The organism is Photorhabdus sp. CRCIA-P01 (assembly GCF_003545805.1).
Lineage (GTDB): Bacteria > Pseudomonadota > Gammaproteobacteria > Enterobacterales > Enterobacteriaceae > Photorhabdus > Photorhabdus antumapuensis.
Genome location: NZ_NMQR01000016.1, coordinates 76,260 through 99,629 on the forward strand (window position 1 = coordinate 76,260; position 23,370 = coordinate 99,629).

Genomic DNA, 23,370 nt, shown 5'->3' on the forward strand with positions numbered 1-23,370 from the left:
GGAAAAATGAAAAGATTGATAGTAGGACTTACAGGAGCAAGCGGGGCTATTTATGGCGTGAGGCTACTGCAAGTTTTACAACCAGTTGAAGAGGTAGAAACACATCTGGTCATCAGTCATTCCGCTCGGCAGACACTGGCACTTGAAACAGATTATAGTTTACGGGATGTGCAGGCGCTGGCTGATGTTGTGTATGACAACAGAGATATCGCTGCTGCCATCTCTTCGGGTTCATTCAAAACTTCGGGCATGGTAATTCTGCCATGCTCAATGAAAACCCTTTCAGGTATTGTCCACAGTTATACTGATGGATTAGTGACCAGAGCAGCAGATGTCATATTGAAAGAAAGTCGTAAACTAGTGCTTGGGGTGAGAGAAACGCCGTTGCATTTGGGGCATCTCAGGTTGATGACTCAGGCGGCAGAAATTGGCGCGGTGATTATGCCGCCTGTGCCTGCATTTTATCATCAGCCTCAACAGATTCTGGATATTATTGACCAGACGGTTAACCGAGTGCTCGATCAGTTTGATATCGAGCTACCTCATGATCTATTTACCCGCTGGCAAGGGGCTAAAAGCGTTGAGATTTAGTGTCTAATAGATCTTCAATCGCTTCTTTTAGTTGAAAATGGCGGAAGCCAAAACCTGCTTGTTCCAAGTTATGCGGTATTGCCTGTTGTCCGCCCAGTACCAGTGCCGCAGCTTCTCCCATCAGTAATTTCAGCACAAAAGCAGGTGTTCGAATCATGGTAGGGCGGTGCAATACTTCTCCCAATGTCGCGGCAAATTGATCATTATGTACTGGATAAGGGGCGGTCATATTAAAAGGACCACTCAAGTCAGGCGTCATTAATAGGTAATAGATGCCATTCACCATATCATCAATATGAATCCAGGGCAGATACTGTTTTCCGCTCCCCATAGGGCCACCAAGCCCAAGACGGAACAGGGGGAGCATTTTTTTCAGTGCTCCGCCGTTTTTTGCCAGTACAACACCAGTACGTAAAAGACAAACACGGGTTTTATCACTGGCTGCTTGTAATGCAAGTTGTTCCCATTGCTTACAGAGCTGATGAGTAAATTCATCATGGGGTGGTTCATGCTCTGTAACGACTGTCTGATTCTGATCCCCGTAATAGCCTACCGCAGAGCCGGAAATAAAGACTTCTGGTGGTGTCTGACTGGCATTAATGAGCTTGCTGAGTTGCTCTGTCAATGTCCAGCGACTTTGGCACAACTTCTCTTTTTGCGTTGAAGTCCACGGTTTGTTTGCTATGGGTTCGCCCGCAAGATTGATTACGGCATCAAAATCGTTGAGATCGGTTTTATCTTTCAGGCTGGTCCAGCATTCAGCCTGTTTGCTGAATAGAGAATAAACTTTTTGAGGTGAGCGGCTCAGAATAGTAATGGAATGGGATAGGGAAAGAAGTTGGCAAACCAGACGGCTACCAATCAAGCCTGTTCCCCCAGTGATTAAAATACGCATGACCACTCCTATAACCTAAGTTGTTGATATAAATATAGCATATTGCAGAGATATAAGGGCTGGTGGTTAAAGGTATCGCTATCTGTCAGCTTGATCAAGTTTTGCGGGGAAATAGTTACCCCGCAGACAGATATTAGGCTTTGCTATAGGCAATTTGAGTGGCGGGGCGCTGACTGATAGTATCGAACCATTTTTTCACTGCCGGATAATCGCTCAGATCAATATTCTGACGTTCATAGGCACGAACCCACGGGTAAGTTGAGATATCAGCAATACTGTATTCTTGACCACCCAGATAGGGTGTTTTTTCCAGTTGAGTATTCAGAACTTGGTACAAGCGCTTTGTCTCTTCCTGATAACGATTAATCGCATAAGGAACTTTTTCTGGCGCGAAATGATTAAAATGGTGATTTTGTCCCAGCATTGGGCCAAAGCCACCAACCTGCCAAAACAGCCATTGCAGGCTTTGAACACGCTCACGCATATCTTTGCTGAGTAACTTGCCCGTTTTTTCTGCCAGATAAGTAAGAATGGCACCAGATTCGAAAATAGCGATAGGTTTGCCCCCATCGATTGGTTGCTGATCAACAATAGCGGGAATCTTATTATTGGGCGAAATGGCAAGAAATTCAGGTTTGAATTGATCCCCTGCGCTAATATCAATTCGGTGAATATTATAGGGAAGAGTGGCTTCTTCAAGGAAAAGTGTGATTTTGTGGCCGTTTGGCGTTGGAGCATAATACAGATCGATCATGGAACCTCCAGTGGAACATGTAATTGCATCACACATTATCATTAATTTTTGCAGCGTGTAAGGTATGTTGATACCCTCGGCTATATTAACCGCCCTGCATTATTGTGGCGGTGTTGGTTTGTTAACGCAACAGAGCCTGAGTAATGATCTTCCTGAGCAGTACGACAGGAAGATCTATTGATAAAAGAAATTGATCAGATTTTCTTCTAGTGAAAAGGGTACTTATCTGGAGCTTGTTTTTATGCTGCCATCAGCGTTAACTGTTGCCCGGCTTCCACCGTACAGATCTTTCTTGAAAGTAGAGTAATCTGTGTGGACATCATCACGGCCTTCCACTTCTAATTGTGCCAATATTTCCTGGCTGGATACGCTAAATCCTTTGGCATGTATAGGAGAAGAGAAAGGTTCGGTATAGAGATTCAATCCCCACTGAGGTGTTAAACCGTGGTTAGCCGCACCTAAATTAACTTCAATCATAGAATGATGATTATCATCCACCAGATAACCTGTTGCCAGCCATCGAGTGAGCTCTTTCATTTCCCGCTCCCCACGCTGAATTGACTGATCTGTTGATTCGCCGTGAGTAGGCGTACCTAAAGCAAGATCATTTTTCAAGCCCGCACCTAACAATCTGGCTGCGGTAATAAAACGGTCCGTGGTGCCGGAAGGTGCAGCGACAGTTGGCAAATTGTGTAAAGCTGCATCCTTGGAAAATCCTGTATTTTCTTTCACATTCCAAACAGAAAAACCGTTACCACGTTGTACGATAATGTTTTCCTTAGCTAGTTCTTGATGTGCTTTGACAGGTTCTGACCGACCAAATTGATAGTCAGTTCTGTCCAGCCGGTTGCGGGGATTTAAACTGGCAAACGTTAACTCCCGGCTGGTCAGACGATCATTGGCCTCAAGTGAAGCGGCGGTTGACCAGACGCCATCTTTATTTTTATCAAGGGCTGTTTCTCTGAAATCACCCTGAACCGCTGTAAGGCTATTGCCAGCCAGAGCAGGGTTACTGATAACTTCTTGCCCTTTTACCTGTTTAGTCACCTGATATAATTCGGGATTTTCAGAGGCATTAAATTTATTTTCATTTTTAAACGTGTAGAGTTTCAACTGATCAGGTAAGGGTTTTTCCTTAGTGGAACCGCGGGCAGTTGCAAATTTTTTACTTTCCAAGTAACCAATATCAATTATGTCTTTGAATTCTGATTTCAATTCAGGTGATGAATAAATTTTCTCCAGAGTATCCCGGAAATAAGCTGAGTTGGTGAGATCATAATAAGCAGTGGCCTTCTCCCTCAATGTTAGCGGTTCTGTATCCGCCCTATCAGATCTCACACCATTCTGCCGTGCTTCGCTAATGATTCGAGTAAATCCACCTGCGCTAAGCTGACCGACAATACTAAAATCGGGTTTCTCTTTGATAATACTGCCATCAGTCATTTTAGTGATTGCGTTATCTCCGGTATAGGCATGAAGCATTTTAGTGACTGCGGTTAATTCATTACCCTCCGCCCGAACGAAAAGTTTTACCAAGTTAGATAAGAGAGAATCAACCGTTTTGTGGGCAGCGGTGCTTTCGCTGGCTAAACGAGAGATATTAGCTTCAATTTGTTGATTGGTCACGACGGATTTTTCATTCCATCGTGTGATAACCGAGGTCGGTGCTGTCAGTGGATTATCAATGGTATTATTTAATAATGGCTCGCAGCAATGGCTAGTTTTATCTGTTGCAGTTGGTTGATGCAATTCAGTTTGATGAATATCGATTCTGGTGTTAGCTCTCTGTATTGAAAAATCCGGCATATTTTTTCTCCATTATTTTATTTTTTGCTGTGAACCTTTTGGCATGAGAAAACAGATCAAACTAGAATATCGTGGGTTGAAGCTGAAGTGGTGGGTTTAGTTTCTGGAAAAGGAAGTTCAGCTCTTATTTTTTGCAGGTTCCCCAGAATATTAGCCAAGTCAGTAGCATCGATTCGTTCTATATCTTGTAATAAACAGAGACGAATAGTTTGCGTTGGCTGATGTAATGCAAGCCATGCTCCTCCAAGTATATTTATATTACTGTTTAATGAGAGCCAAAATTCCGCATCACTATTAACAAACGAAGCTACTGTATGATGAAAAGTCAGCATCGATCCTGTTGAATCTACTTCTAACCACCAGGGGCCATGATCACCAATGTTCAATTGCACCGCGCCGGTGGAAAGATTCAACATAATGTTGGTTTGAGTGGCAAAATCTGCGCATAGTTTTTCTAATCTGGACATAAATAAATCTCATCAAGAAAATTAACAGTAAAATATCTTCTAAATTATGTGGTCGGAGCGTAGGATCGTCTATCAAAAACAGACAAGGATATTGTAAGAATTAATCAGATAAATAGGTTCTTTGTGGTAACGAAGTAATATCGTCAACATATGGTGACGGTTGGTTTTTTATGAAGAATCTGGCGCTAAACCTAGCGGGATAAGGTGACATAGCCAATCTCAATACTGAGTTCGGCGATGATTTTCGAGTATTTTGTAGACTGAGGAGATAGGCCGAACATATTGCGTGATGACTATATTGTGTGATGACTATATTGTGTGATGACTATATTGTGTGATGACTATGGCAAGAAAATGGAAGCGTTTAAGGCATTGTTATTACTTTGACATACCTAGATTTTATCTGGATTATTTAAAGTTACGACACCTAATATGACCGGTAAAATAGTTTGCATATTTTTTTATTCTTTAAATAATATTTATATCAATAATAAGGTGTCGGTATATTATCACTTGATCTTTTGTTGTTATTTTGGTTTGGCATAGATGGGATGTTTTTATTATTTGATTCATTAAAAATAAAATTTAATGATTAATCATGATAGTTAGTAAGGATAATGCTTTTCTCATGTAAATCAAATTATTATTTTTTTTATTTTGTAGTAATGATAATTAAGTGTCGAGTGAGTAAGTTTAGGTTTTTATTTTTTGTGGATCTGGAGTTTGTAAGATTAAATAAATCAATGGTCTGCATTGTTATTTGGCTGCCATTTTTTACCTTATGCTTTTCATAATTATATTCATTTTGCATTTGTTGAATTTTATTGTAATTACAGACTTGAGTGAATGAATTTTCTCTCCCACTATTATTAGTGTATCGACCTGATAATAACGGCCTATCCCAATAAGGCTATTTTATTTGCCATTTTGAACCTAGGCAGTGCTCAAAATCCTCACGTACTACGTGTACGCTCCGGTTTTTCCGCGCTGTCCGTGTTCAAACTGCCTGCAACAATTACGCCTATTGGGATTGGCGCTAAGCATCGAATTAATATTCCAGAATAAAAAAAGGAAAATAACAATTATGAGCGAATTATGCCTAGGCGGCTCTATTGATAGCCAAAAAATTACAGAAAATTGGGTGGAGTTTCAATTAGTTGATGAACAAGATAATCCATTAGTGAATATGCCTTATCGTCTGATAAGCAGCGGAAGGTTGCGAGATGAGCGCAAAGGTGTGACTAATAATCAAGGGTTGCTTAGGGAAGAAAACTTGTCACCTGATGCGGTAACGTTATATATCAGTGCACAACCATTAGCTGATGAAATGGAACAGCGTCCATTACGGGAAAAACGCAGTATTAGGGCATCAGTTGTCAAACCAAAAGCAGAAACGGAAGGTCATCAACACCGTTATGTGACGATTGGACAGATAAGTGATGGCTTACCTGTAATTGATAAATGGATAGAAGAGAAACCACCACGTTATCATTTTCCAGACCCTGTACCGAAAGGTTTTCGTGTTCTCTCAACAAACTGCCGATATATTTTGGAAGTGTGTCCGTTTCGTGCGTGGATATTATTGTTACATCATCAGAAAGATTATTCCTTGGTGAATGCTTATAATTTGGCATTAATGGGATTGCTGTCATATTTTGATGATAATGTCGATATGGCTGGTTCTATTACTCATTTTTTTAACCGACAAATGCTGGATATATCTCAATTGCCCAGTAAGGTGGAAAAAATAGCGCGTGCTCCCATTGTTTATGATGTGCCATTTCGTGAACGTTACACTGATGTTGTATTTATTGATTCAAAAGCGGGTGAAAGTGGAATAGGAGATACGGAGTTATTTTATGTCGCTAATCAACAGGAAATTATTATTAGCTGGCGGGGAACGGCGAGCGTCAATGATGCCCTCACTGATATTATGTATCAACCATTGAAATTGGGTTGTGAGCCAGACGGTGTATGCAGTGGTTTTATTAATAATGGTAAGGTTCATCGGGGTTTTTGGGAAGCATTTAATCTTATTGGTCAGTTAAAAGTTCCCGATTCTGATCAAAATGTGTTTGATAACGTTATTGAGTTAGCTAAAAACCGAGATTTATTTATTTGTGGGCACAGTTTGGGGGGCGCTTTAGGGTTATTACATAGTGCCCAACTAAAAGAATATCATCCTTGTTTATATAGTTATGGAATGCCTCGGACATTAACCCGTAGTGCGGTACAAGAATTAGAAGAGATTACGCATTACCGTCATGTGAATGAAAATGATCTGGTTCCTTCTATGCCTCCGGAAAAAGACTTGGATAACTGGCTTTATAATTATTGGGGGCCTTTGGGTTATCTATTTAGTACCATTGAATTGTTAGGTTTAACGAAAGGTCAGGAAGTTTTCTTACATCATGGGGAAATAGTTCACTTTTATAAAGCTGATCTCATTATTGAAACGTTAAAAAAGAGTGATTCAAACGATTTTATATGGCTTACAGAAATATTACCTGTCATGGCAAAATTGTATTTGATTCCATCATTGAATCATGAAACGAAAGATAATATGAAGGTGGCATTGGAGATTCAGAAAGAATTTTTTAAACAAATAAGCGACGCTGATAAGAATAAGTGGTTTCCACGTAATGCAAACCCGACTTTGAAATATTCCTTAGGGGTACCTGATCATCGTATGCTTAAATATATTCATTACATTGGCGATCGAATTGCAGAGTTGTTTGTGCCAGAAAAATATTATTTTTATCAAGATCAGAAGCAATTATTTGAAAATACAATGAATGAAAGGAGTGATATTGTTCCTGATATTCGGCAACGTAATACACTGTTTTTGAATATGGATAACCAATTAGAGCTAGCACTTATTGATACTTTGCAAGATAAACGGGGTACTTTGGCTTTAATACGTTATACCAATATTGCTACGCGGATTGAGAAAGAGTTATGATGAAATAAAGGTGAGTAAATTAAATATTAAGATGAGTGAATTGGTATTTATAACCAAACAATAGATTGCTAGAAAATAATGCCGCCATAATGAGGCATATGGGCGGACGATGATTGAGATTCTCTTTTCTAATTTTCAGGGTTGATAAGATGAAGCTATCAACCCTGTTATCATTACCAGTAAAAATCTTATCAGACTACAGTTTTTATTTCGAGTTTAGTGAAAAGGTTGCATGAGCTGTCCGAAACGAATAACTTCGTAGAGCCTCTATCGATTTGGTTGTTTTGAGTAGAATAAACATTTTGTGGATTTGCTAATTTTTGCTAATAAAAAAGGTTTTTTGAAGATGGAACAAGAGAATATAGTGAGTGTTGAGTGGATCGATATCGTTAATGAAAATAATGAAGTCATTGCTCAGGCTACGCGTCGGCAAATGCGCGCCCAACGTTTACGACACCGTGCGACTTATATTGTCGTTCATAACGGCATGGGAAAGATTTTGGTTCAACATCGTACAATAACTAAAGATTTTTATCCGGGAAAACTGGACGCGACTGCGGGTGGTGTGGTGTTGACGGGTGAAAATATGCTGGATTCTGCCCGGCGCGAAGCAGAAGAAGAGTTAGGTATTGCCGGTGTGCCTTTTGCAGAACATGGTAGTTTTTATTACGAGGCAGAGAATTGCCGTATTTGTGGCGCATTATTCAGTTGTATCAGTCACGGTCCATTTGCTTTACAGGAAGCGGAAATTGATGATGTATGCTGGTTGACACCGGAGGAGATAACCGCTCGCTGTGATGAATTTACTCCTGATTCGTTGAAAGCACTTTCTCTGTGGCTGACACGTAATAACGATTTTGATGAAATTATTGTTTATAAAAAAAATGAGAATAGTCCAAAAAGAATTATTTAATTCATCAGAGTAAAAATTAATGAGGTTATACGTTCTGATTGATAAAGTGCTGGAGGATGGCTGGTGCCATCCTCCAATTAAAGTGTCGTAAAATATGCGTATAGTGGTACAAGTACTATTCTATTTAAGCGGTAAATAAATATCCGTCAGTAATTCGTGTGTCGCAACTTCATTCACAAAGTTAAGGTAGTGAAAGTACAGTGGGAAATCGCGCAGTTCTTCCCCGCTGGCAGGTAGCCAGTCGCGATACAAATATCGCGCACTCTCCGATAAAGAATCATGTGAACCATAATGGCGAGCTACGGCACAACGCCCACTAGGTATGATGCTGTTAGTCACTTCAAATAGATTATCCTCTTGGATTGGCGCCTCTACTGAGCCGCAAATATCAAAATGGAAATCTTCTCCTTTTGTCGTTGCCGGATCGTGTGGAGCGATACCATAGGTTTGGCTGCTGATAACCGGCGACAGTCCTGTGGTTTTGCGCCATTCGATAAAACGTGCGGCGGTTGCATTGACCAATTCAGGTTGACCATGATGAGCCAATATAGCAACGAGTGTTTCTGGAAAATTAACAATTTTCACATTCATAGTTTGTGTCCTTATATGTTTCTGTTCAGGAATACGCTGGTACCAATTTATCCAAGCCGGTTGTTTACGGAATTGGCTTGGTGTTAGACCAAATGACTGTTTAAAGGCCCGGCTGAACGATTCTGGGTTTTGGAAACCTGCGTCCAACGCAATATCGATGATTTTTTCTAACGGATTGAATGCCAGACGGTAAGAAGCCCGCTTTAATCGCATTAGTTGGATATAGCGTCCTACAGGTATGCCGCAGTAATTGGCAAACTGTCTGTGAAAGTGATAACGCGAAAAATTCGCTACTTCACTCAGTTGTTCCAATGTAAGTGGCTCGCCCAAATGGCGCTCAATATAATTAAATACCTGATTGAACCGTTTGACGTAGGCGTCAGTTTTATCATTGTGCATTGCATTCTCCAATTAGAGAGCACTATGCCTGAACATAAGGAACATTGCCTGACTGATATTGCTGACTTTTGCGTTAAACCGATGTAGGAAACGTTATTTTAAATGAAATTCTAATCGTGTAAGGAAGAAAATAATAGTACATAGCAGGGCGATGCATTTAAAGTACATTAGATAGTAAAAAGAGCATGAAGATTTTAAACCTCTTGATCTTTTTAATAAGAACAACCGGATTCTTTAGGGATGAAGAATTCTACGGGGATATGATTGTTAGGCTTGAATAATAGATGGCGTTTAAAAAATTTAGGTTTTAATAATAGGTAGTGTTTAAGAAATATTGGGGAAAAACTATTTATTATTCTATTATTCTATTATTCTATTATTCTATTATTCTATTATTCTATTATTCTATTATTCTATTATTCTATTATTCTATTATTCTATTATTATGATTTAATGGATTTGGTTTGATAGAAGTAGTGAAAGATATTGTATGGCCCAGATAATCTTGGTATCCGCTATGATAAAAGCATTTCTCGATATTGAAGTGCCTCAATAGGTATTGTTAGGAATTAGGATAATGTGGGACTAAATCATAGCTATTTGATTCAGCAGTGGATGAGGGCCTTTTTATATAACGGTTATCCATTGGAATTTAGAATCGGCATTTTAAGGTTAAGGGCTTACAGCGTTATTTTGGACAGGATCATGGAATGGTTATATTTATTGCGTAATTTCTATTTTAGTATTTATTATGCTTTTTAAGCTGAGGGGGCACGTAAAAATTTATATTTAAGCAGTTTTTTTACTGTTTCTCTTTCTATTTTTACTTTCATTCAATATAATATTTTATTAAATGGAGGTGTTTTGACATATATATGTCCACATTATTTTAGTATTTACGATTATGATTCAATTAGTTATGGTGCTTTGTTTTTTTTAGTTGTATATTCTTGTCTTCTTACTATGGGTAAACCTTAAATGACTCTCATTTGGGAGGTGATATTTCATTGGGTGTTAATATACTGTATCTTCCTATATACTATAACCGACAGTCCCTGCTATAATATGGTTACACGTTATGCTTTTATATATTAACGATAAGGTTTCTTGAGGTTGCTGGTCATTATGTTCTAAAGAGTTGGGATGGAGTACACTGTATTCCAATATTTGAGATCCGATTAGCTTTAAATTAAAGTGTAATTCTAATCCTCCATTTAAACTTGTCCGATAATGGTCAATAAAACAATCCATTAATTCATTGTTAGAAATCGCAACACCTAATAAAGGCGTTGATTTATCAACGGGTTTTGTAATTATCACCGGTTGATGTTTAATGTTTTTCTTACGTAACATTGAGTGGCTTAAACTGTAAACCAGAATTTCATCTTGATGATTAATTTGGTATTTATTACCAATCGAGTCAATTGATGAACAACCTGCGGAAATTAATCCCTGATTTTTCCCTTTTATCGTCAAATAAATTAAGTCAGCCAAAATATATTTACTCCTAGTGACCGGGGTGAGTGAGTGCAGCTAACAAAGAGGCAACTTGAAAGATAACGGGTATGTATGTGACTATGTGAAATGGAGGTATTTTATATGTTACAGAAGGTTATGTGTGGTTACACTATACCCATAAGCAAGTTCAGATCCAATCCTGGCGCGGCTTTAGCGGAAGCCCAAGGGGATGCTATTGCTGTCTCATCAAACAATCAGATCCAATTCTATGCTGTGCCTGCACATATGTATGAAGAGATTATTAATTTTGTTGAGTTTGCTCAACGTGGGACAACTGAGTTAAAAAACATTCCAGCTAATTTTACTGGTGAAGATTTGGATATGAATCAGGTTGTTACTAAGATGGCAACGAAATTCAAACATGGCTCCACTGGAGACTACGAAGAATGGCCGTAAAATATTCCTCCGTTGAATAAAAATTTTGTCAGTACAAGGAGGTACAACGTAACAATAATATTTATTATTGGCGCTATGGTGACTAGACATTATATATCCTATATATTGAATATATCCATATGCTGTTATGAGAAGGTATACCATGACAACTAGAATGCATTCATCCGCTAAGGTGAAGAAATCAGTGGAAATCGAAACTCTGAGTGGATCTGAGCTCATTGATCGTAAAATTGATAAAGATGCTGAATATTTAGTTATTAAACTGGATCGTAACATAGCTAGTACTACTGAATACTGTAAAGCCTTATATGTTGCAGTAAACGCCGCAGTTGCAACGGTGAACTCTATTGCTATTTGTGATAATGATGCTCATCCAACATTATGCTTTGTTAGTTCAAAAACAGATGATGTTCCCTCTGTACTTAAGACCAGTAAGAAAGTGAGGCAGAAAGCAAAACCTGAGATTCAACCCAAAAAGAAAGAGTTCAATAAGATGAAGGTAGATAATTCTGTCAGGAAACTATCATCTGAACATAGCAAGATCGTGATGCTCGCTTCTCTGTACGTCGAAAGGCTTTAAAAGAGTCAATCCTATCAGATTCAATCTGGTTAACCTCAGTAGCTGTTTCTGAGGGGTACGGGTTTAAATCCAGTAATAAGAGCACAGGGCCAAACAGATGGAAAAACAGTAATAAGATTTTTGCGATTACGATTGATGGTAAAGATTATTTTCCTCAATATGCTTTGAATGAAGATTTTAAGCCTCTTGATATTGTTAAGAAAATAATTACGTTATTTGGTGATAGAAAGACCTCTTGGGGATTGGCTGTTTGGTTTGGTTCGAATAATAGTTGGTTAGGTAATAAAAAACCCAAAGAAGTCTTGAGAACAATGCCAGAGCAAGTACTTATTGCCGCTAGGGAAGAACTGGAAAGGGGTGTTCATGGTTAAGAAAAAAGACCAGGAATTGCAAGGAGATTCAGAGTTCCCAGAAAGACTGAATATAAGTAATTATTATATCTGGAAAGCAGAAAAGCCTATTTATCGTCTTCACCATGAGACATTTTCTGCTATTCAATTTAATCCTGGTTATGGTTCAGGGCGGTTTAATCCGATAAAAGCGACGGGAACATTGTATGGTGCAGAAGATTTTAGCACGGTTGCGTTGGAAACACTTTTTCACGATGTTGGATCTCCTTCTGAGGAGCTGCCATTTGATTATGGGAGCTTTAATCAAAAAGTATACTCAGTTATTGAACCAGTCACAGATGTAGTGTTAGTTGAATTAAATGCCAGAACATTAAGACGATGGGGAGTTACCAAATCACAGGTGATTGATTCAACAGCAGATAAATACCCTTTTACGCAACGGTTAGCAGCTAAAATCCATAACCAACACTTAGAGGCTCAGGGTTTACAGTGGTCTTCTAAGCAGAATGATGGAATGGCCATCATGTTGTTCGAGGATCGTGTAAACAAAAATAGCTTATCCATTATTGTCGAGTCAAAATCTGTTTCTGAATCAGAAACTGCTATGGAAAACATTGAAACTATTATTGATGATCTCGGTATGGTACCAATGAGTATAGGTGGTGGTGATCCTGATGATTAGTCAACTCGTTGTATCAGTGCTAAATGTTAGGTTTCAGTCATCTTCTCATATTGAATAAAACTATCTGATATATAGGCGGTTTATTAGTGATAAAGCCTTTGGGTATTCTGTTGGGAATTATTGTTTGTTGATTTTACTGATATACCCAATGGAAGCAATGTTGCTTTTAGTTATGAGATATTAAGAGTGATACGGGGACAAAATCCCCGGGCAGGGTATTCTGTCCCGGGTAATTTAATTATTTAAACGATGTTGTATTTTATCGTTACATTGAAGCATCTTATTTATTTTATTTCCGGCATTAAACCGATAAAAGAGGTTTTCTTCCTTGGTCCAGATATCAGGAATTCAAGCTGTTCAACACATTTTAGATAATGAGGGGTTTGCTTGTGTGCGGCAGCGGCTTTTTCATCAACATATGCCTCATAAATATAAAAACGGGTAGGAATATTTTCGTCCCGTAATACATCAAAACGTAAATTTCCTTCTTCTTTAATTGATCCCAGATGATTAAGGCGAAAAACTTCAATAAACTCGTCTAATTTGTCCTGCTTTACATTAATTTCAACCAAAGTGACGTTCATCTCGGTTCTCCTTATTGTTTTTCACTTAAAAATAACTCGTAAGCTTTGCTGGCACTTTCATTCTGGTGTACGACGGCTTGAACGGCTTTTAACATGGCAACCGGTGCTTCGGATTGGAAAATATTACGTCCCATATCAACACCGGCAGCCCCTTGATCAATTGCCTGATAACACATCTCCAGAGCCTCTTTTTCTGGTAACTTTTTACCACCAGCAATCACAATAGGAACTGGACATCCACTGGCAATACGCTCAAAGCCTGTATCGACATAGTAAGTTTTAATGATTTGCGCGCCCATTTCGGCCGCAATGCGCGTCGCCAGGGAAAAATAGCGTTGATCCCGCACCATATCTTTACCAACGCCGGTGACTGCCATCGTTGGCATGCCGTAACGCATTCCCTGATCGACTAATTTGATAATATTTTTAATTGACTGATGTTCATATTCAGAGCCGATATAGACCTGAGCGGCTACTGCACAGACATTCAGGCGTAAAGCATCTTCCATGGCAACCGCAACCGCTTCATTGGACAATTCCGTCAGAATCGAGTTGGCGCCGGAAGCACGTAAGACCACGGGTTTGTTGGTCGCGGGTGGAACCTGACTACGCAGAATACCGCGGGTACACATTAAGACATCGGTATGGGGAAATAGCGGAGCAATATTGATATCGATGCGCTCAAGCCCGGTTGTTGGCCCCTGAAAATAACCGTGGTCGAAAGCTAACATAACTGTTCGATTGGTTTTGGGATTAAAAATGCGCGAAAGTCGTGATTGCATTCCCCAATCCAGTGCGCCGCAGCCTTTCAGTTCAAACAGACTATTCTGCTGCGGGATATCAATACCAAAATCTTTACCATCTTTAATATCATCTAAATCTGCCATTTTTCTTCTCCTAACTCACTTACATTGGGCCAGCAACCCTGCATGGCAGAGATTGCTGAACCGTAGTATTAGAAATCGTATTGATTGATATTGTCTTTGGTGAAAATGACCCGTTCAGGCAAAACAACAATGCCGTTTCCTTTGGCTTCATAGCGGTAACCCTGAACGCGGTTTGGTACAACTTCAACAATGCCAATATCGGGAATATCTAGTTTATCGCCGACATTTAAATCACCTTTCTTGAGTAATTCATTGGCGACATGAATTGATATTTTGCCTTGGTTGACGACATCCCAGAGCCCGAATTGCTTGACGGTTCCGCGTTCAACATAAGGGCGCATGACATTGGGGGTGCTGAAACCTACAATCGCAACATCTTGTCGTTTCAAATTTTCTGCTGCTTGTGCCGCAGCTGGCAGGGCGTTGGCATCCGGGGCAATAATTGCATCCAAATCACTCCAGGCTTTTAAAATCCCTTCTGCGGTTTGTAAGGATTTGGTTGCATCGTTATAACCAAACTGGGTGGTAACAATTTCCCAACCTGGATGTTCTGCGGCAATTTTATCTTTAGCTTCTTTTACCCATTGGTTTTGGTCAGTGACCGTTGGGCTGGAGTAGAAAAACGCGACCTTGGCTTGCTCTTTTTGCACCTGATTAGCGGCCATATCCACCAGCATTCCGCCCAGTTGTTTTGGCGTTCCTTGGTTAATATAAATTGAACGGCATTCCGGCGAAGTGTCTGAATCCCAAGTCAGGATTTTCACTCCCCGTTGCATGGCCCGTTTCAACGCAGGGCATAGACCATCCGGTGAAACCGCAGAGACCACAATAGCGTTATAGCCTTGGTTCACAAAGCTGTTGATAAGCTGAACTTGCCCGGCAACACTGGGTTCTGTTGGTCCATCATAGGTCACATTGACACCCAAGGCTTTCCCGGCGGCTACCGCACCTTGGCCGCCACTGGTAAAAAAGCCGACACCGACCAGTTTAGGGATGAAAGCGATTCTTTCGGCGGCGTGTACCCAAGAGGCGCAAGCCAGACTTAATAGGCTGATTAGAGCCAGTTTTTTCAGGATTAATGTTTTCATTACTCTCTCCATTTGTTGGGTTTCAGAGGGACTGTAATGTCATAAAATTCATTCTATAGGTTTATGAAGACAATCTCTGATTTCGCCATCGCTGTATCCAGTCACGGATTTGGTGGTGGTGCAGGCTGATGGAACGTCCTACTACGGCAATAATCAACAGGGCACCGGCAAGGGCACTGGATACCTGATTGGGGACGCCAGCCATCTGTAACCCCTGTTGTAAATAACCAATTAATAATATAGCCAGCGCTGTGCCGATAATTGAACCTGAACCACCGTAAATATTGGCTCCCCCCAAGACTACCGCAGTGATTGCTGGCATCAGAAATGATGTGCCGAGGTCAGAGCGCGCTGATCCAAAATAGGAAACTAATACAATGGCCGCGATAGCAGAAGCTATGCCGGTCAGGGTATAGAGAAGATACAGGGTTCGGGCAACGGGAATTGCCGCGTAACGGGCAACTTTACTGCTTTGCCCAATCAGAAAAATATTGCGCCCACTGTGTGTACGATGCATGAACAGCCAGCAAATAAGGACACAGAGTAGAAATAGCATCAATGGCATAGGTAGGCCAAACAAAGTTAAATTAGCAAAATCAGTCAATGTTTGTGGAAAACCACCAATACCTTCGTAACCGGTTGCACCGGAGATGCCGGAAAGCAGCAGGGCACTGCCACCGAACAGATATAGGGTACCGAGTGTGATAACCAATGGATTAATGCCGGTATATAAAATGAGTGCTGCATTGATTATTCCACATATTGCACCGACCAATAGCGTCAAAGGAATAGCGGCGGCCATTGGCATACCGGCCTGATTCATCACTCCGAGCGATATTGCACACAGACCAATGGTTGAGCCGAATGAAATATCAATACCACCACTCACAATAACCATAGTCAGTGGCAAGGCCACAATCCCGATACAGATAAAATCACTGGTACTGAGCAACAATATATTGATATCCAGCATGCGCGAGTTTGCTATGCCAAACAGTAGAATTTCAATAATCAGTAATGTGGCTAAGGCGAATTCCCAGCCATAACGTTGACCGATATTCATTATGTCACCTGATTACTTTTGTCATTTTTGAGGAAACGGGCATATTTTTGTTGGCGGATATTTTTTTCGATGGCCCAACGAAGGCGTCCATCAAAAATCAATACCGCCAGCAGAACAAATCCGGCAATAAAATCGTTCCACCAAGCAGGGAGTTTTAGCAGTACTAATCCGCTGTTTATCTGCGTCAGGAAAAATGCGCCTAAAATAGCGCCGATCACTGTACCGGTGCCGCCAAGCAGACTGATACCGCCTAGCACGCAAGCTGCGATAGCTCTCATTTCCAGCCCACTGCCGGTCTGATTTGGGATAAAACCAATCTGGGAAGCAAAAACAATTCCGGCCAGCGCTGCCATGACACCATTCACGGAGAAGGCGATAATTTGAATGCTATCTGTACGGACGCCCAGTTGACGAGCGCCTTGCAGATTGTCTCCCGTGGCGTAAAAGCTCCGGCCAAAAGTGGTTTTTGCGAGTATCCACGCCATTGCTAATATCAGGATCATTAACAGCCAGCCGATAGGTGAGATATTCAACCATAAAGGTGAGGAAAGGCGCTTTAATTCGTATGGTAAGCCTTCAATCCATTTACCGTCAGTAAGCAATAACATCAGTCCACGGTAAAGCCCCAACGTGCCGAGGGTGGTAACAATCGCGGGAATTTTCAACCAAGTGACCAGTGCACCATTGAAGAATCCGGCACACATGCCGAGCAGAAGAGTTAACAGGCAGGAAACGGGCAGGCTCAAGCTGGCATTCAGTGACATTCCCATAATGACTGCGCATAAGCCGGCAATGGAGCCGACAGAAACATCGATATTGCGAGTTAGCATGACCAGTGCTGCCCCCATTGCAAGCAAGATAAGGATCTGCGCACTGCTGAAAACTAGGGTGACAGTTTGTAAGCTAAAGTACTGATGGTCGATCACACTGAGTAAGCCAAACAGGCAGAGAATAGCAATCAATGCGGTAATTTCGCGGTTATTCTGGATAAGTTTCAACATGACGCCGCCTGTTGTGGTTTATGTTCGCCGAAGGCGATATGCATAATGGTGTCAACATCCATCTGTTGCTTAGTTAACTCGCCATTGATTTCTCCCTGATGCATGACTAATACCCGATCAGCTATTTGAACCACTTCATCCAGATCGGATGAAATAAAAATAATGGCCACTTGCTGCTGGGCGATATGACGAATCAGTTGGTAAATATCATTGCGTGCCGCGACATCCACACCACGTGTAGGTTCATCAATAATAAGGACTGCGGGGTGAGCTTCCAGGCATTTAGCAATCAGAATTTTTTGTTGATTACCGCCGGACAGTGTTTTGATCGGTTGGTTGATATGGCTGAATTTGATATTCAGGATTTGGCAATAGTGCTCAAGTACCGCTGTGTCATAGGCAGGGCGTATCCAGAATGTATTGCGGTTGTGGGTTAGTGAGCAGATATTCCAGCCGAGTGATGAATCCAGAAATAACCCTGATGACTGCCGATCTTCCGGCAAATAAACCAAACCCTGTGCCAGACGTTGAGCAGTTTTTAGCCCATTAACAATATGTTGTTTTAACTTGATTTCGCCGGATATCGTAGGGCGCAGGCCATAAAGTGTTTCAGCCAGTTCTGTGCGGCCTGCACCAACAACCCCGGCCAAGCCAAGAATTTCACCAGGTTTCACTGAGAATGTGATATTGCTGAAACCCTCGCCACTCAGTTTGGTGACTGTCAGTATTGGTCGATCTGATTCTGTCTGATGCGGGTTATTGCTGAGATCCAAGCCCAATTTTGGGGTGCCATTTAATGGCTGATTTTTCGCAGCCGGTGTAATGGCCTGAATAATGTCATCCGTTGTGTAATCGCGGATTTTGCCGCTTAAAGCAATACTGCCGTCACGCATAACACTGACCTGATCCGCTAGTTGGTAAATTTCAGGGATTTTGTGAGAAATAAAAATGATGCCGACACCTTGCTGTTGTAACTCACGGAGCTGGGCAAATAAGCGTTCGGTTTCTGCGGGTGTCAGGGAGGCGGTAGGTTCATCAAGGATTAAGATTTTCGAATTACGCATCAGGCCACGCATAATTTCTACCAGTTGCTGATCGGCAACATTAAGGCTGCTAGCACTAACATATAGATCCAATTGACAGCCAAGTAATGCCAGTAGCTGTTTCATTCTTGACCTATCTACCTGATGCTTTGGCAAACGAAACAGGATGTTTTCCTGTACAGACAAATTCGGGAATAGTAATGGTTCTTGTGGTATCAGATAAATACCGAGTTGATGGGCTTTAGTGGGATTAAGATGGCTAACATGATTATCGCTAATCTTGAGCGTGCCTTTATCCGGTTGTTCTATACCGGCAATAATCTTCATAAGTGTTGATTTGCCTGCGCCATTACCCCCTAACAGAGCATGTATCTGCCCTGGAAACAGAGTAAAATCAATATGTTTCAGTACCATTACGCCGGAAAATTGCTTACTGATGCCACTGACTTCTAATAGTGGTGGTACTGCGGTGTTGTTATGTAACATCGCGGCATCCTCTTACATGCAGGTGCGGAGGCAAACAAAATGAACATTTATGTATTTAAAAAACAATTGTTCAACATGGTAGCTGTTAAATTGTGACATTGGCAATATTTAGATCACGTTTTGTGAAAAATTTTTATATTCATTGAATTGTGTTCAAATTTTTGCGGTAAGACTCTGGCGTGTTATACGTTTTAATGGTTATCTGTTGAGTGCGGATAAAAGAAAGTGGTTATGTCGATAAAATCAGTGAAAGAAAAATCAACTAAAGAGAAAAATGTATCGTCCGAGGACGCCTATCCGGGTAATAGCATGAGTGAAGAAGAGCTGCTTGCGCGTATTGCATGGTTTTATTATCACGATGGCCTGACACAAGGTGACATCGGCGATTTGCTTGGTTTGAGCCGGTTAAAAGTCTCCAGATTACTGGAGAAAGGGCGGCAATCAGGTGTCATTCGGGTACAAATTAACTCTCGTTATGAGGGGTGTTTGGCGCTGGAAGATACCCTGCAAAAACATTTCTCTTTGAAACAGGTGCGCGTTTTGCCTGCACTGGCGAATATGAATCTTAATGCCAGATTGGGGGTTGGTGCGGCACATTTGCTGATGGCATTGATTGAACCGCAGCAATTATTGGCAGTGGGATTTGGTGAAACCACCATGTGCACACTGCAACATTTAAGTGGTTTTATCTCATCACAACAAATTAGGTTAGTCACATTATCCGGTGGTGTCGGTCCTTATATGACCGGTATTGGCCAACTGGATGCAGCTTGTTCAATCAGTATTATCCCCGCCCCATTACGTGCTTCCACGGCTCAAGTTGCTGAAACATTCCGTCAGGAGAGCAGTGTCCGTGATGTTTTGCTAGCGGCTTGTGCGGCTGATATTGCTATCGTTGGTATTGGTGCGGTTAATCAGAAACAGCAGGCGACAATCATGCGTTCTGGTTATATCAGTGGTGGCGAACAGCTCATGTTTGGTCGGAAAGGCGCTGTGGGCGATATTCTTGGCTATTTTATGTGCGCTGATGGTGAGCTGGTGGAAGATATACAGATTCATCAGGAACTGATTGGTATCTCCATGCCAGAGCTGAAAACCATCCCAACCGTTATTGGCGTTGCGGGCGGGGAAGAGAAAGCGGAAGCCATTATTGCCGCGCTGAATGGTCAATATATCAATGGACTGGTGACGGAAGAACAGACTGCCAAAGCAATGCTGAATTTGCTGCGCTGAACCCTGTATTTACTCTATCCGTGGAATAAGCAGAAACAATTTGAGGTAAGGCTATAAGTTCAAAAAGTGATTAAACTGAGGATAGCATCATGAATCAACGCCGTAGTGCTAATCCATCGGGAAAATATCTGATGGCGCTTGATGCAGGAACCGGGAGTGTTCGTGCAGTGATATTTGATCTTGAAGGGAATCAGATCGCCGCAGGGCAGGCTGAATGGATACATCAGCCTGTACCTGATGTCCCGGGTTCAATGGAGTTTGATTTAGCGACGAATTGGCAACTTGCTTGCCAATGTATTCGCCAGGCGCTGAAAACCGCGCAATTGCCCGCCAGTGCTATTCAGGGGGTGGCGTCTTGTTCCATGCGGGAAGGCATTGTGCTTTATAACCGCAATGGTGAGCCGATTTGGGCTTGTGCTAATGTGGATGCGCGTTCCAGCCATGAAGTCAGTGAATTGAAGGTGCTGTATGACAACACTTTTGAATATGATGTGTATCAGTGTTCAGGGCAAACATTAGCATTAGGTGCAATGCCTCGTCTGTTATGGTTGGCTCATCATCGCCCGGATATTTATCGTCAGGCAGCCGCTTTGACCATGATCAGCGACTGGCTGGCAAATATGCTCAGTGGTGAATTGGCTGTCGATCCCTCCAATGCCGGTACGACAGGTATGCTGGATCTGGTGAGCCGTGACTGGCGTCCTGATTTGCTTGAAATGGCAGGATTGCGTTCTGATATTCTCTCGCCGGTAAAAGAGACTGGCACTTTGTTAGGTTACGTCACGGAGAAAGCGGCTGCTCAATGTGGGCTGAATGTTGGCACGCCGGTTATTATGGGCGGTGGTGATGTACAACTTGGTTGCCTTGGTTTAGGGGTTGTCAAGCCAGCACAAACCGCCGTGATTGGTGGTACTTTCTGGCAGCAGGTTGTCAATTTGCCGGCGCCAGTCACTGACCCAAATATGAATACACGGATAAATCCTCATGTTATTCCTGGTATGGTTCAGGCGGAATCCATTAGCTTCTTTACTGGCTTAACCATGCGTTGGTTTAGGGATGCATTTTGCGCGGAAGAAAAGCTGTTGGCGGAGCGTCTTGGCGTTGATACTTATAGTTTACTGGAAGATATGGCGGCCAGAGTCCCGGCCGGCGCTTACGGTATCATGCCAATTTTCTCTGATGTGATGCGATTTAAAGCCTGGTATCATGCAGCCCCTTCCTTTATTAACCTTTCCATTGATCCTGAGAAATGCAATAAAGCGACCCTCTTCCGTGCGTTGGAAGAGAACGCAGCGATAGTCTCGGCTTGTAATCTGGATCTGATTTCTGCCTTTTCGGCAGTGAAACCGGATTCACTGGTATTCGCTGGTGGTGGTTCAAAAGGAAAATTATGGAGCCAGATTTTATCTGATGTGACCGGGTTGCCGGTTCGGGTGCCAATGGTGAAAGAATCGACGGCTTTAGGGTGTGCAATTGCTGCTGGAGTGGGGGTTGGGCTTTATGATGCCATGGGGGCTACAGGGGAAAAACTGGTGCGTTGGCAACATGAATATCAGCCAAATCCTGAACATTATGACGTGTATCAAAAGGCTAAACAGAACTGGCAGGCAATATATGCCGATCAATTAACGCTGGTTGATAATGGTTTAACAACGTCATTGTGGAAGGCGCCGGGATTATAACTTACAACCATTTGGTTTGCCGATGATTTGTTGGGTGTGCTTGCGCTGATATACGGCTTGTGCACCAAATAGTTCATCGCACAAGGTTTAACATGCTGAATATAAAACGTTTTAAAATCACGATAATGGCTCATGTGGAATAAAATGAGTATCGTCATCACTTCACCGAGAGAAAGGGAAGCGTCGCGGCGACGTTTGAGCAAGCCATTTTCAATTAACTGTTGATGCCAGAGAGGAATAAATTGTTGGCAAAAGTCATCGACGCCGCAGTAAAGTTCTTCTAAATTAGACATGCCTGAGGATATCCACGATTTTGTTTTCTTTGACAAAAACTTTGATCGTGCCTCAGGCACTTAGTTCCCTTCTTAAGCAAATCTCAGGTTTATTAGGTAGCTTATTAGTCGAATCCGCCGATCATATTTGTACGGTAATAGCACAGTATAAGCGTCCTAAGGGATATACCCTTCATCTTTCAAGCTGCTGCTTTGTTGGCTACTTTTACTCACCCCAGTCACATCGTTATCTATGCTCCTGGGGATTCGTTCACTTGCCGCCTCGCTGCAACTCGAAATCTATTAGGGATATACTTTTTTAACCTTACCTAGAAATGCAAGTGGAAAAATCATAAAAGAGCAATTGAGACAATTGCTTAGTAATTCCTGAGATCCCGATGTTGGGATCTCGTATTATGATTATATAGCCAACGCCCTTAATGGGATGCTTATTAGTGCCAGAATTAGTGGCGAATTTGCGCCAGTTCGTCTTCGGAAAGGCCGGTCATTTTCATAACGGTCGTGCGATCAAGACCATTAGCCAACATAGTGCGGGCAATCTTAATTGCTTCCTCTTTACGGCCTTTTTGTTCACCCAGCTGTATACCTCTCTGTTCACCCAGCTGTATACCTCTCTGTTCACCCAGCTGTATACCTCTCTGTTCACCCAGCTGTATACCTCTCTGTTCACCCAGCTGTATACCTCTCTGTTCACCCAGCTGTATACCTTTCTGAATCCCGCGTTGTTCGCCTTCAAGGCGAAGTTTTTCAGCGATAGTCATCAGAGCTTCCTCATGCTGTGGCATGCGTAATGCCAGAGTATTCAACAAAGCAGTCGGGTCGTGGGATTCTCCCGCCTGCAACATATAGTTTATCACAGAAACCAGCTGTTCCTGAGTGGTGTGTCCTTCAAGCAATAATGTGACCAATTGCTCAAGCAAATCAGCCAGGTCGCGCTGCCGAATATGTTTTTGCAGCAGCTCAAGCACGGCCATTCGTCGGTGTTTCATGATTTCGTCATCGGCAATGACGGTGATATCCACCAACGGGAAATCTTTACTGTAGAGTTCGCCGGCCAGCTCAGGATCATCAAACTCCTGCAACCAGCTCATGGAGTACGGATATGG

22 protein-coding genes and 1 pseudogene are annotated in these 23,370 nt (G+C 41.9%); 9 read left to right on the plus strand and 14 right to left on the minus strand.

Going from position 1 to position 23,370, the window contains the following annotated elements:
• Positions 1–6: 6 nt before the first annotated feature.
• Positions 7–591, plus strand: a complete 585-nt coding sequence (locus tag D3222_RS11955; RefSeq protein WP_118986362.1) for a UbiX family flavin prenyltransferase — start codon at positions 7–9, stop codon at positions 589–591.
• Here D3222_RS11955 and D3222_RS11960 read toward each other — a convergent pair.
• The 4 genes from D3222_RS11960 to D3222_RS11975 all read right to left on the minus strand — a co-directional run bounded on the left by D3222_RS11960 (position 572) and on the right by D3222_RS11975 (position 4,513).
• The gene (locus D3222_RS11960) at positions 572–1,486 is read right to left on the minus strand and encodes a TIGR01777 family oxidoreductase (RefSeq protein ID WP_118986363.1); all 915 of its coding nucleotides are present in this window, start codon (positions 1,484–1,486) and stop codon (positions 572–574) included. The genes D3222_RS11955 and D3222_RS11960 overlap by 20 nt on opposite strands.
• A gap of 133 nt (positions 1,487–1,619) precedes the next feature.
• A complete protein-coding gene (gene yfcG, locus D3222_RS11965) occupies positions 1,620–2,240 on the minus strand; it encodes a GSH-dependent disulfide bond oxidoreductase (RefSeq protein WP_118986364.1) in 621 nt (206 codons plus the stop codon).
• Between the two features lie 222 nt (positions 2,241–2,462).
• On the minus strand, positions 2,463–4,046 hold the full coding sequence (locus tag D3222_RS11970; RefSeq protein WP_118986365.1) for a type III effector: 1,584 nt from the start codon (positions 4,044–4,046) through the stop codon (positions 2,463–2,465).
• 56 nt (positions 4,047–4,102) lie between these two features.
• Complete coding sequence (locus tag D3222_RS11975; protein WP_118986366.1) at positions 4,103–4,513, minus strand: type III secretion system chaperone; 411 nt, start codon at positions 4,511–4,513, stop codon at positions 4,103–4,105.
• 1,084 nt (positions 4,514–5,597) lie between these two features.
• On the opposite strand from D3222_RS11975, the gene D3222_RS11980 reads away from it, so the two are divergent.
• Positions 5,598–7,475 carry a lipase family protein gene (locus D3222_RS11980; RefSeq protein ID WP_118986367.1) on the plus strand — a complete coding sequence of 626 codons (1,878 nt, stop codon included), beginning with the start codon at positions 5,598–5,600 and terminating at the stop codon, positions 7,473–7,475.
• A gap of 346 nt (positions 7,476–7,821) precedes the next feature.
• Positions 7,822–8,388 (plus strand): NUDIX hydrolase YfcD, encoded by a 567-nt coding sequence (yfcD, locus tag D3222_RS11985; RefSeq protein ID WP_118986368.1) that lies wholly within the window; start codon positions 7,822–7,824, stop codon positions 8,386–8,388.
• Positions 8,389–8,508: 120 nt separating this feature from the next.
• Here the strand turns inward: yfcD and D3222_RS11990 are convergent, their stop codons facing one another.
• On the minus strand, positions 8,509–9,378 hold the full coding sequence (locus tag D3222_RS11990; protein WP_118986369.1) for an AraC family transcriptional regulator: 870 nt from the start codon (positions 9,376–9,378) through the stop codon (positions 8,509–8,511).
• A gap of 1,032 nt (positions 9,379–10,410) precedes the next feature.
• The gene (locus D3222_RS11995) at positions 10,411–10,872 is read right to left on the minus strand and encodes an Hcp family type VI secretion system effector (RefSeq protein ID WP_118986370.1); all 462 of its coding nucleotides are present in this window, start codon (positions 10,870–10,872) and stop codon (positions 10,411–10,413) included.
• A 105-nt stretch (positions 10,873–10,977) separates the two neighbouring features.
• Between D3222_RS11995 and D3222_RS12000 the strand changes: the two genes are divergently transcribed.
• From D3222_RS12000 to D3222_RS12015, 4 genes are all read left to right on the plus strand, one after another.
• Complete coding sequence (locus D3222_RS12000) at positions 10,978–11,292, plus strand: antitoxin of toxin-antitoxin stability system (protein ID WP_118986371.1); 315 nt, start codon at positions 10,978–10,980, stop codon at positions 11,290–11,292.
• 142 nt (positions 11,293–11,434) lie between these two features.
• Positions 11,435–11,872 carry a hypothetical protein gene (locus D3222_RS12005; protein WP_118986372.1) on the plus strand — a complete coding sequence of 146 codons (438 nt, stop codon included), beginning with the start codon at positions 11,435–11,437 and terminating at the stop codon, positions 11,870–11,872.
• A gap of 164 nt (positions 11,873–12,036) precedes the next feature.
• Positions 12,037–12,243 (plus strand): hypothetical protein, encoded by a 207-nt coding sequence (locus D3222_RS12010; protein ID WP_118986373.1) that lies wholly within the window; start codon positions 12,037–12,039, stop codon positions 12,241–12,243.
• Positions 12,236–12,904, plus strand: a complete 669-nt coding sequence (locus tag D3222_RS12015) for an RES family NAD+ phosphorylase (RefSeq protein ID WP_118986374.1) — start codon at positions 12,236–12,238, stop codon at positions 12,902–12,904. Before D3222_RS12010 ends, D3222_RS12015 begins: the two co-directional genes overlap by 8 nt.
• Positions 12,905–13,188: 284 nt before the next feature.
• Here the strand turns inward: D3222_RS12015 and lsrG are convergent, their stop codons facing one another.
• The 6 genes from lsrG to lsrA all read right to left on the minus strand — a co-directional run bounded on the left by lsrG (position 13,189) and on the right by lsrA (position 19,056).
• Complete coding sequence (lsrG, locus tag D3222_RS12020) at positions 13,189–13,488, minus strand: (4S)-4-hydroxy-5-phosphonooxypentane-2,3-dione isomerase (RefSeq protein WP_118986375.1); 300 nt, start codon at positions 13,486–13,488, stop codon at positions 13,189–13,191.
• 11 nt (positions 13,489–13,499) lie between these two features.
• Positions 13,500–14,375 (minus strand): 3-hydroxy-5-phosphonooxypentane-2,4-dione thiolase, encoded by an 876-nt coding sequence (gene lsrF, locus D3222_RS12025; protein WP_118986376.1) that lies wholly within the window; start codon positions 14,373–14,375, stop codon positions 13,500–13,502.
• A gap of 68 nt (positions 14,376–14,443) precedes the next feature.
• Positions 14,444–15,463 (minus strand): autoinducer 2 ABC transporter substrate-binding protein LsrB, encoded by a 1,020-nt coding sequence (lsrB, locus tag D3222_RS12030; RefSeq protein ID WP_118986377.1) that lies wholly within the window; start codon positions 15,461–15,463, stop codon positions 14,444–14,446.
• A 61-nt stretch (positions 15,464–15,524) separates the two neighbouring features.
• A complete protein-coding gene (gene lsrD, locus D3222_RS12035; protein WP_304598671.1) occupies positions 15,525–16,529 on the minus strand; it encodes an autoinducer 2 ABC transporter permease LsrD in 1,005 nt (334 codons plus the stop codon).
• Positions 16,526–17,527, minus strand: coding sequence for an autoinducer 2 ABC transporter permease LsrC (lsrC, locus tag D3222_RS12040; RefSeq protein ID WP_118986379.1), 1,002 nt, complete (start codon positions 17,525–17,527; stop codon positions 16,526–16,528). Before lsrC ends, lsrD begins: the two co-directional genes overlap by 4 nt.
• A complete protein-coding gene (lsrA, locus tag D3222_RS12045) occupies positions 17,521–19,056 on the minus strand; it encodes an autoinducer 2 ABC transporter ATP-binding protein LsrA (protein WP_118986380.1) in 1,536 nt (511 codons plus the stop codon). The genes lsrC and lsrA overlap by 7 nt, the downstream gene beginning before the upstream one ends.
• Positions 19,057–19,287: 231 nt before the next feature.
• Between lsrA and lsrR the strand changes: the two genes are divergently transcribed.
• Both lsrR and lsrK read left to right on the plus strand, forming a co-directional pair.
• Complete coding sequence (gene lsrR, locus D3222_RS12050) at positions 19,288–20,289, plus strand: transcriptional regulator LsrR (protein ID WP_198672793.1); 1,002 nt, start codon at positions 19,288–19,290, stop codon at positions 20,287–20,289.
• 89 nt (positions 20,290–20,378) lie between these two features.
• Positions 20,379–21,971, plus strand: coding sequence for an autoinducer-2 kinase (gene lsrK, locus D3222_RS12055; protein ID WP_118986382.1), 1,593 nt, complete (start codon positions 20,379–20,381; stop codon positions 21,969–21,971).
• An 86-nt stretch (positions 21,972–22,057) separates the two neighbouring features.
• Here the strand turns inward: lsrK and D3222_RS26975 are convergent.
• Positions 22,058–22,264 (minus strand): annotated as a pseudogene (locus tag D3222_RS26975) (IS982 family transposase); the annotation flags it as partial.
• 443 nt (positions 22,265–22,707) lie between these two features.
• On the minus strand, positions 22,708–23,370 hold a 663-nt coding region (locus D3222_RS12065; RefSeq protein ID WP_118986386.1), incomplete at its 5' end, for an Rpn family recombination-promoting nuclease/putative transposase.